The sequence below is a fragment of the Mesotoga infera genome (assembly GCA_011045915.1).
In the GTDB taxonomy this organism is placed as follows: Bacteria; Thermotogota; Thermotogae; order Petrotogales; family Kosmotogaceae; genus Mesotoga; species Mesotoga infera_D.
The window spans coordinates 1-9,884 of sequence record DSBT01000267.1 but is presented as its reverse complement, the minus strand read 5'-3'; the positions used below and the strand labels follow the sequence as shown (position 1 = coordinate 9,884).

Here is a 9,884-nt window from a genome sequence, read left to right as displayed (position 1 = left end):
GCTGTCTTTAACAACGAACATGAAGTAACGAAAGGAGCGATCAGACATTTCGCATCGCAGAAGAATCCTGAAGATGATATTCGAGAGAGGGCAGAGGAAATTATCTCCTTTCTTAGAGATCGTGAAGTTCAGTTTGATTTCGATGCGATTGCCTGCAGAGGAGGAATTCTTCCCCCTCTTGAAAGCGGCACTTATAGAGTTGACGAGAAGATGGTTGATTTTCTTCTGCATCACTCAGAGGTCGATCACCCCTCCAATCTTGCTGCACCGATAGGATTTCTTCTTTCCGAAGGAAAGATCCCCGTGTTCATAACGGATCCAATTTCAATTGATGAGTTTTGCGAAGAAGCTCGGTTTTCCGGACTTCCCCAATTGCCAAGGATTTCGAGACTACATGCTCTGAACATGAAGGCTGCAGCAAGACAGATTGCCGCTGATCTTGGAAAGAGCGTTGAAAACCTTTACCTGGTAATCGCTCACCTGGGCGGAGGCATTTCTGTAGGGCTGCAACTGAGAGGCAAGATGGTTGACGTTAACAACGCGACCGACGAAGGGCCCTTTAGCCCGACTAGAACCGGAGAACTTCCCGTAGGAGATTTGGCGGAGAAGTGTTTCAGCGGTGAATATACGGAGAAACAGCTTATTGACCGATATTTGAAGTCCGGAGGACTGCGAGCCTATCTGGGCACAGATGACCTGAGAAAGGCGCTAGAAATGGCAGATAGCGATCCAAACGCAGCAATGGTAGTCGATGCGATGGTTTACCAAATTAGCAAAGAAATCGGCGGCATGGTTGCTCTAGGTGGCGGCCAAATCGATGCTATTGTTCTCACGGGAGGCATGGCTTATAACGCTGAGCTTGTTGAGAAAATAAAGAGTTTTGTTGGAAAGTTCGCTCTGGTCGTTATTGAACCTGGTGAGAACGAACTGTTGTCTCTTGCCCTTGGTGCACAGAGAGTTCTTGAAGGGGCAGAAAAGGCAAGAGAGTTTGATGCGGAGGTGGCTTCATGATCTCAAGTCTTTCACAACTAGTCTTCCGCGCCAAGAGCAGCCCGAAGGTGATAGCAATTGCGGCCGCCGACGACCCCACAGTGCTTTCGGCAGCAAAAGAGGCGGCACAAGAAGGAATGGCGTCTTTAATTCTTTTTGGTTCGAAAGGCAAGATAGAGGAAATCACTAGTGAGCTGGATTTTTCAGAGAATCTTTCAATTGTAGACTGTTCCTCGAAGAGCGAATCGATTCAGAAGGCTGTAGAGGCAGTTTCACTTAAGAATGCCGACATTCTGATGAAAGGCGATGTGAAAACGGGAGAACTCCTAAGCGTCTTTCTGAAGGATGAGTATGGTCTCAGGACAGGAAGAACAATGAATCTCGTCACCGCTTTCGAGATCAAGAAGTATCATAAACTGATTCTAGTGGCAGACGCAGGAATGGTAATAGCGCCCGATCTAGGTCAGAAAGCTGACTCAATTATCAATTCGGCTGCGGTCGCAAGGGCTTTGGAAATTGAAAAACCGAAGGTCGCAGTGCTGGCTGCAATCGAGGTTGTGAATTCCAAGATGTCCGCAACAACAGATGCAGCCGTTCTTTCCCAGATGGCAAGAAGAGGCCAGCTGGGAGCTGTTGAAGTTGATGGACCGCTCGCTCTTGATAACGCTATCTCATTAGAAGCTGCGAAGCACAAAGGAATTTCCAGCACGGTAGCTGGCGATGCAGATATACTTATAATGCCCGATATCGAAGCGGGAAACATCTTTTACAAAGCAATGGCGTTTCTCTCCGATTGTCAGCTGGCAAGTGCAGTAGTTGGAGGAAGGGTTCCGATAATACTGACTTCCAGAGCCGATTCGGCAAGTACCAAATTGAAGTCGATAGCCTTGAACGTTCTTCTTTCGGGAGTGATATGATGTCTGTCATACTTGTGATTAATCCTGGATCAACCTCAACAAAACTTGCACTCTTCAAAGACGGTGAAGTGACTGGAGAACATACTATTCGACACTCGCCTCACGAGCTGAGTAAATTCGCTTCACTTTACGAACAGCGCGCGTTTAGAAAAGCATTGATTATCGATTTCCTGGAGTCAGCGGGCCATCCTCTGACAGAGATCGATGCGATCATTGGACGGGGGGGAATGCTAAGACCTCTCGAAAGCGGCACATATACTGTAAACGATGACATGATAGAAGACCTAAGATCCGCAAAGTATGGAGAGCACGCGTCAAATTTGGGAGCGATACTTGCTAAAGAACTATCATTGGAAAGCGGAAAGGAGACACCCGCTTATATTGCAGATCCAGTAGTGGTAGACGAAATGGACCCTGTTGCGAAGCTTTCTGGCCATCCAGACTTCACTCGAAGATCAATCTTTCACGCCCTTAATCAGAAGGCAGTGACAAGAGAGGTAGCCGCAAGATACGGGAAGAAGTATGAAGATATGAACTTTATTGTTGTTCACATGGGTGGAGGGATTTCGATTGGAGCTCACAAAAGAGGCAGAGTAGTCGATGTAAATAACGCTCTCAATGGTGACGGCCCTTTCAGCCCAGAGAGAGCCGGTACACTTCCCATAACAGGCTTGATAAAGCTCTGTTATTCAGGGAAATACTCGAAAAATGAAGTCAAGAAACTGATAAAGGGAAATGGCGGGCTTATGGCTTACACCGGAACAAGTGACTGCCAAAAGATCCAGCAGGCGATAGTTGACGGAGATAAAAATGCGGAGATGGCCTATAAGGCGATGGCGTACCAGATTGTGAAGTGGGCGGGGAGAATGGCAGCTGTTCTCAGCGGGGATGTTGATTCCATAATTATTACTGGTGGTATAGCCCACGACAGCAGATTCATGGTTCCATGGCTCACCGAAAAACTGTCCTTCATTGCTCCCATTAGTGTAGTTCCGGGAGGCAATGAAGAATTGTCACTTGCAATGGCCTGCTCCAGAGTTCTTGAAGGGATCGAGAAGACAAAACAGTATAGGAGAGCAGAATGAACTTTTCGAAGAAGATTCTGATCTTCATGGGAATGTTCGGCAGCGGCAAGACCGAAATAGCTCTCAATGTCACCAGATTGCTTGCGAAGAACGGAGAACTTGTAGCCCTTGCAGACATTGATACTATAAGCCCATATTACAGATCCCGAGACATGAGAGAGTCCTTTGCGGAGTTCGGCATCAAGATCATCGCCCCCAAAGGAAAGCTTTCTCACGCCGATTTGCCGATAATTCCTGCCGAAGTCTTCGGCTATTTTGAGAATCCAGATTTCAGGGTAGTTCTTGACGTTGGAGGAAATGACGACGGAGCAGTCGTTCTTTCTTCACTGAGCTCAAGACTACCAAAAGAGAACTGTGAGACGTACTATGTTCTGAATCCCTTCAGACCGTTCAATGACACCGTTGAAAACGCCGCCCTTCACTTCCTAAGACTCCAGGAAACTTCGAGAATGAAAATCGATTACCTTGTGAATAACTCAAATATCGGTTCTGAGACGACAACAGAAGTGATTCAGAAGGGCGAGGAATTTGTGAAACTAGTATCGGAGCGAGTCTCAATACCAGTAGCATTCACGGCTGTCATGAATGGATTGGAAAATGGAAACGGTATCTTTGATAAACTCGAAATGAAGAAATATATGATGAATCCATGGGAGGTAGAAAATGAGTAGAAACTTCGTGAAAATCGACGAAGAGCGGTGCAAAGGCTGCGGTCTATGTATCAACTTCTGCCCGAAGAAAGTGCTGAGCTTCTCGGACAAGTTCAACAGCAAGGGCTATCGCCCCGCCCAGCAACATGATCCCGACAACTGTATCGGATGCGGCTTCTGCTACATGATGTGTCCTGATACAGCAATAACCGTCTACAAAGAAACGGTAGAGGTATAGGAGGGTGACCATGGCCGAAAAGATGATGGTAAAAGGAAATGAAGCAATGGCAGAAGCTGCTGTTAGGTCTGGCTGCAGACTGTATTTTGGTTATCCCATTACTCCTCAGTCAGAATTCACTGAATATATGGCAAGAAGAATGCCGGAGGTAAACGGCGTCTTTCTTCAGTCAGAGAGCGAGGTGGCCGCGGTTAACATGGTCTACGGAGCCGCGTGCACAGGTCACAGAGTGATGACTTCGACATCTAGTCCCGGCTTCAGCCTAATGCAAGAAGGAGTCTCATACATTGCGGGAGCAAGGCTTCCTACGGTGTTCGTAAACGTAGTCAGAGGCGGGCCTGGACTTGGAGATATCCAGCCTGCGCAGAGCGATTATTTCCAGTCGACCAAAGGCGGAGGTCATGGAGACTATCACTTGATAGTCTTAGCTCCAGGAAGTATTCAGGAAGCGGTCGATCTAATGGAAAGCGCCTTCAATCTGGCAGATACTTATAGAGTGCCGGTGATGATGCTTGCGGACGGAATGCTTGGACAGATGATGGAACCCGTTGTCTTTCCTGATTTCGTTGAACTCGAGGGGATCAATGATCACTCGGACTGGGGCCTGAGAGGAATGGAGGGTCGTGAACCTCACAAAGTAACTTCTTTCGACATCGATCCGGTAAAGCTTGAAGAGATGAATATCGTTGTACACAAAAGCTATGAAGAGATAAAGGCAAATGAAGTCCGATTTGAGACGAGTGACCTTGAAGATGCTGAGTATGTTCTTGTTGGATACGGAACGATGGGCAGAATTCTTGGCAGCGTAGTGAAAACGGCAAGGAAGCAGGGAATTAGAGTTGGACTGTTTAGACCTATATCCCTGTGGCCATTTCCATATTCTGAACTGAAGACCGCCACAAAGGGAAAAAAGTTCTGCCTTGATGTGGAAATGTCGACCGGCCAGATGGTGGAAGATGTCCGCCTCTCAGTCGAAGGAGCGTTACCAATTCATTTCTACGGAAGAACCGGAGGAATGGTTCCAACACCAGACGAAGTCTTAAAAGAACTCGTCAGACTTATAGGATGAGGTGATTAAATGGCACAGGCAACTTACAGGAGACCTAAATCACTTGCAGAAAATGAATTCTCATACTGTCCAGGCTGTCATCATGGAATTATTCATAGACTTGTGGCAGAAGTAATAGATGAACTGGAGATTCAGGGTAAGACACTAATGGTAGCTCCAGTAGGATGCTCGGTCTTCGCGTATGAATTCTTTGACGTGGACGGAACCGTTGCTCCTCATGGTAGGGCGCCGGCAGTCGCCACGGGAATGAAGAGAGCAATGCCGGACAGGATAGTATTCACATATCAAGGCGACGGTGATCTTGCCGCCATTGGAACTGCCGAGATCATTCACGCTGCAAACAGAGGCGAGAAGATCACCACGATCTTCGTCAACAACGCGATCTACGGTATGACAGGCGGCCAGATGGCACCGACCACCCTGCTCGGAATGAAAACCACTACTTCTCCGTATGGAAGAAAGGCAGAGACGGAAGGTTTCCCGATTCATGTTTCAGAATTGCTTAAGGAAACCGCTGGAATTGTCTATCTGGAACGAGTGGCTGTGAGCTCTCCTCAGGAAGTGAGGAAAGCAAAGGCTTCAATAAAGAAAGCCTTTGTCGCACAGCAAAAAGGGCTGGGCTTTTCAATGGTCGAGGTTCTTTCGACTTGCCCGACAAACTGGGGGCTCAACCCAGTGGAGTCAATCAACTGGCTAAATGAAAACATGAAGAAAGAGTATCCCATCGGGGTATTTGTCGACAAGGTCGGTGATATCAAATGAGTGAGCATCTCTTAGTAGTTGCGGGATTTGGTGGACAGGGAGTTATGTTGATCGGACAGATTCTGGCAACGGCTGGAATGTTTGACAACCAGCACACTACCTGGCTTCCCTCATACGGCCCGGAGATGCGGGGAGGAACTGCCAACTGCACAGTAGTCGTGAGCGATGAAATCATTGGGTCACCAATTACAAACGCTCCGAACGAGCTGATTGTAATGAACATTCCATCTCTGATAAAATTCGAGAAAGAAATTCAGCCGGGTGGAGTGATGGTGATAAACACTTCTGTTGTTGACAGAAAAACCAATAGAAATGATATTTCCGTTGTCGAGATCGATGCAAATTCGATTGCAGAGAAGCTGGGGAATCTCAAGGTTGCCAATATGGTGGTTTTGGGAGCATATCTCGAGAAGACTGGCACGGTGACCATGGAAGGAGTGCGCAAGGCTCTGGAGAAGAAGTTGACCGGTCGAAAAGCAGCTCTACTGGATTTGAACATTCAGGCAGTCGAAGAAGGTATGAAATCAGTGAGGTAACCCAGAAGAGATCGAGGCGCGCCCGATGCGCGCCGCTTTTGACTGTTCTAAATTAATTGATATACATATCGATTAGCTTGCAGACCCAAGAAGTATTTTATCTTTCAAAGAGAATTTGCGGAGGATTGCAATGGAACTTGTGAATTTCTGGCCTGCGTTATTTCTAACAATCTTTGCCGGCCTATCTACTGGTGTAGGGAGTGTTCTGGCCATACTTACAAAGAAGACCAACACCAGATTCCTTTCAGTCTCCCTGGGCTTTTCTGCCGGTATAATGATATATGTTTCCTTTGTGGAGATCTTTGTCAAGAGCAGAGAATCACTCCAAGAGGCGATTGGAAATGGTCTCAGTGACTGGATCAATGTAATTGCTTTCTTTGGAGGCATAGGTCTGATTGCGCTGATCGACTTTCTCGTGCCTTCTGCAGAAAACCCTCATGAAATGAGAGACGTAGATGAAATGCAGCAGATGAACAGAAGTCTGATGAGAATGGGCATCTTCACTGCATTTGCTATTGCAGTTCATAACTTTCCTGAAGGACTTGCCACATTTTTGGCGGCGATGAAGGATCCTTCACTTGGTATTCCAATAGCAGTCGCAATTGCAATTCATAACATTCCTGAAGGTATAGCTGTGGCAGTTCCGATTTATCAAGCAACCGGAAGCAGAAAGAAGGCATTCGTTTATTCTTTCCTTTCCGGTCTTGCAGAACCGGCCGGAGCATTAATTGGATTCGCCTTAATCAACACTCTCTTCAACGAAATGGCTTTTGGAGTTGTATTTGCCGGTGTCGCCGGTATCATGGTTTACATATCCCTGGATGAGCTTCTACCTTCAGCAGAGAAGTATGGAAAGCACCATCTCTCAATTTCGGGTTTGATTGCGGGAATGGCATTGATGGCAGTCAGTCTGCTGATACTCTAGTTTTGCGCGAAACCACCGGACATGGTTCCATATCTGAGAGTGGAGCCCGTTGAACGCTGTATAATGACTTTGGTATGGGTTCCGCAGGTGATACAATAATTCCGTTGATTAGGTTCTCTGGAGGTGCGCCATTATGAAATGGATAGACAAGGTGGAGGTTTGCCGAAGCACTGCTTGCGACCTTCTTCACGGCCTTTTCAGGCTGAATAACAACGACCGATTTCTCGAATATCTCAAATCCTCGCTCCATAAGGAGGATTTTGAGCAAGATAGGGATATTCAGAACTGGATTAACGAGACAAGAAGTATTCTCACCTCTGACATTGTTCAGAAACTCGAGGAGTTTTTTGATTGGGAGACCTTCTTCGGAATGTGCCTTCTTCCGGATATAACGCACAGCAATATCGAAAATGCAAAGCAATTGATTGAGCATATAAAGGATATGCCGGAAAGAGTTCTCATGATTCATTTTATATACTCCGGCTATGGACCCCGCAAGGGGACTATCGATATGAATACCTTTGAAAAGATTATGAACGACGATAAGGAATTGCTGCTCTTTGTCTCGAGCGATATGTCTTTCTCGACAGAACGAAAGGCAATTCTCTTTGAAATGCTATCAGACCCATCAAGAACTAAGGAGGACTTTCTCTATCTTCTCGAGTGGTTCTATGAAAATGCTTTTTCAGCTCTCGAACCCAGAATCGGGAAGCTTCTATTGAGAACGGTGAGTGAGTTGAAGAAGGAAATTGAACAGTCTGGCGAAAGATTTCTAATGCTGTTGATAAAAAACATAGACTACACTCGCTACGAAGAGCTCAAGAGAACCGTTATATGTCCCAGCTACTTCTCTGAATTTCTGGTCTCAAACGCATCGATTCCTTTCGTCAATGAAGACATGTACACGGTGGGATTTCGCTTCAAAGAAGTAATGTCAGTTTCTAAGGATAAGCTGGAGCTGACCGCTGACACTTTTGAGGCCTTGGCTCATGAGAAGAGACTTGCAATTATAAAACACCTTTCTGCCGGAAAATCCTCGGGAAATGAACTTGGCAGGGCGCTGAACCTTCAAATTACGAGATTGACGAACACACAGCGATTCTTCGAAAAGCGGGAATGGTTCGAGTAGAGAGGATGAATCAAATGCTGAGTTTTTCTCTTGACAAAGGAGCCGTGCGCCGCGAGGTCGTAAAGGCACTTGAAGATCTTTTGAAAGATGTGGAAAGCTAGTATCGTTCTTCCAATTTACGATAGACAATCTCAATTTCAAGAAGACGCAGTTTCTTGAAAGTTTTCTCGTCCTTCTTGTTCTTAAGCAATTGAAGGGCGACTTTCGCGCCAATTGAAGCCAAGCTTCCTAGAGTCTTCCCGGTAGTATACCACTGCTTGAGGGGAGTTTCCTTGAGAATTATCTCAACAGGAGTTACGGCCTCCTCCTTCATTACAACACTATGGGGCTTGACACTCTTCTTCTGATTCTCAAGATTCATCTCCAAATTCTCGCATGTCTTCTTGATGCTGCTAAGCGAAACCAAACTTTCTACAGAATACTCCGATGCCCTTCGAAATGGAAGTGAGCTATCGAAAACTTCAAGAGCTCCTTTCAGATTGTTCTCCTCGCCGATGTAATCTCTCTTCTTCAGGCCGGAATCTGAAAAAAGACTAATAGCCTGCTTTCTAACTTGAATTCCTCGCTCGTTGCTCATATATCTAACGTATCCTTGTCGGTTTCCGTCATCACTTTTGTCACTTCAAACTTCAGATCTTCATCTATGAGAGAGAATATATAGCCGTATACATAGTTGAAATATTGCATTGTCGGACCATCGAAGTAAGAGGTATTCAGTGAACCGATCTTTTCCTTGAGAATCATAGGAAGAGAGCTTCCGCTTCTGGACAGTTCTTTCTCGTTTTCAGAAAACTCGTCGAGCAGCTTCTTTAGTCTCTCAATTGCCTCTCTATTGTATCTCGCGTATCTTGAGCTTCTAAGGGATTCTACCTTTTCCTCGGCCACCATATAGAACCCATTCTTCACATCTCGATATCTCTCGTTCTGTGTCTCATCCAGCAAGGAGAGATCGAGTCCTGTCTCCAATCTTGCTGCATTGTTCATCGAGTCTCTTATCGCCATCTCATCGTTAGAAGCCTTGATTCCTTCCAGTATGCTCTCAAGCTCCTTCAAAATCTCTTCATTACGTTCATTCTGCCTTTGCTTGAGATCGAGATCCCTTTGCTTTCTCAGAGAGAAGAACTCTTCCTGCGCCTGGACAAGTCTTTTCGAATATTCGGTAACGAGCGGTATTGAATTTGCGTTGGAAGCTGCTCCAAAATCCTTAAGAAGTCTTTCCCCGTTGAGAAAGATCTCCTCCACCTCTTCCTCGGTCCTTGCATTTTTCAGATCGGCGAAAACTTTGTCCATTGCAAGTCTGAAGAATTCCATATTGTCTGGAAACTTACTGGAAGCCGCGCTGAGAACGAGCCTGCTCTCAAACTCCTGATTTCTCTGCTGCAGTTCTTTCAAGCGCCGCATAAACTCCTCAGGACCCGGTTCTTTTCTAAACTTAAATTCGTATGGCCCCAGAAATATGCCTCCTTCTCTCAGAATAAGCCTGTATGCAAGATAACCGAGCAAAACTGCAACTACAATAAGTAAAACAAGCATAGGAATCCCTCCACAAAAGCTTCTTCAAATAGGATAATACCATTTTTTGG

Annotated in this window: 11 protein-coding genes and 1 pseudogene; 10 read left to right on the top strand and 2 right to left on the bottom strand. The window is 46.0% G+C overall.

Going from position 1 to position 9,884, the window contains the following annotated elements; all coding sequences use genetic code 11:
* The 10 genes and pseudogenes from buk (ENN47_09065) to ENN47_09020 form a co-directional block, all read left to right on the top strand.
* Positions 1 to 1,011 (top strand): butyrate kinase (gene buk / locus ENN47_09065; GenBank protein HDP78313.1); only part of this gene is annotated, 1,011 nt, incomplete at its 5' end.
* Entirely contained in the window at positions 1,008 to 1,907 is a 900-nt protein-coding gene (locus tag ENN47_09060; protein HDP78312.1) for a bifunctional enoyl-CoA hydratase/phosphate acetyltransferase, read from the top strand. The genes buk (ENN47_09065) and ENN47_09060, both read left to right, overlap by 4 nt.
* The gene (buk, locus tag ENN47_09055; protein ID HDP78311.1) at positions 1,907 to 2,992 is read left to right on the top strand and encodes a butyrate kinase; all 1,086 of its coding nucleotides are present in this window, start codon (positions 1,907 to 1,909) and stop codon (positions 2,990 to 2,992) included. The genes ENN47_09060 and buk (ENN47_09055) overlap by 1 nt, the downstream gene beginning before the upstream one ends.
* A complete protein-coding gene (locus ENN47_09050) occupies positions 2,989 to 3,663 on the top strand; it encodes a cobalamin biosynthesis protein CobQ (GenBank protein HDP78310.1) in 675 nt (224 codons plus the stop codon). The genes buk (ENN47_09055) and ENN47_09050 overlap by 4 nt, the downstream gene beginning before the upstream one ends.
* The gene (locus ENN47_09045) at positions 3,656 to 3,880 is read left to right on the top strand and encodes a 4Fe-4S dicluster domain-containing protein (protein ID HDP78309.1); all 225 of its coding nucleotides are present in this window, start codon (positions 3,656 to 3,658) and stop codon (positions 3,878 to 3,880) included. The genes ENN47_09050 and ENN47_09045 overlap by 8 nt, the downstream gene beginning before the upstream one ends.
* A gap of 10 nt (positions 3,881 to 3,890) precedes the next feature.
* Positions 3,891 to 4,949, top strand: a complete 1,059-nt coding sequence (gene vorB / locus ENN47_09040) for a 3-methyl-2-oxobutanoate dehydrogenase subunit VorB (GenBank protein HDP78308.1) — start codon at positions 3,891 to 3,893, stop codon at positions 4,947 to 4,949.
* Between the two features lie 9 nt (positions 4,950 to 4,958).
* Positions 4,959 to 5,711: a 2-oxoglutarate oxidoreductase gene (locus ENN47_09035; protein ID HDP78307.1), complete on the top strand. Its 753-nt coding sequence runs from the start codon at positions 4,959 to 4,961 to the stop codon at positions 5,709 to 5,711.
* Positions 5,708 to 6,247 carry a 2-oxoacid:ferredoxin oxidoreductase subunit gamma gene (locus ENN47_09030; GenBank protein ID HDP78306.1) on the top strand — a complete coding sequence of 180 codons (540 nt, stop codon included), beginning with the start codon at positions 5,708 to 5,710 and terminating at the stop codon, positions 6,245 to 6,247. Before ENN47_09035 ends, ENN47_09030 begins: the two co-directional genes overlap by 4 nt.
* A gap of 130 nt (positions 6,248 to 6,377) precedes the next feature.
* Positions 6,378 to 7,172 (top strand): zinc transporter ZupT, encoded by a 795-nt coding sequence (gene zupT / locus ENN47_09025; protein ID HDP78305.1) that lies wholly within the window; start codon positions 6,378 to 6,380, stop codon positions 7,170 to 7,172.
* A 133-nt stretch (positions 7,173 to 7,305) separates the two neighbouring features.
* A pseudogene (locus tag ENN47_09020) lies at positions 7,306 to 8,402 on the top strand (ArsR family transcriptional regulator).
* Here the strand turns inward: ENN47_09020 and ENN47_09015 are convergent.
* Together ENN47_09015 and ENN47_09010 are read right to left on the bottom strand one after the other, a co-directional pair.
* Entirely contained in the window at positions 8,399 to 8,878 is a 480-nt protein-coding gene (locus tag ENN47_09015; GenBank protein ID HDP78304.1) for a hypothetical protein, read from the bottom strand. The pseudogene ENN47_09020 and the gene ENN47_09015 overlap by 4 nt on opposite strands.
* Complete coding sequence (locus tag ENN47_09010) at positions 8,875 to 9,834, bottom strand: hypothetical protein (protein ID HDP78303.1); 960 nt, start codon at positions 9,832 to 9,834, stop codon at positions 8,875 to 8,877. Before ENN47_09010 ends, ENN47_09015 begins: the two co-directional genes overlap by 4 nt.
* Between the last annotated feature and the right edge of the window lie 50 nt (positions 9,835 to 9,884).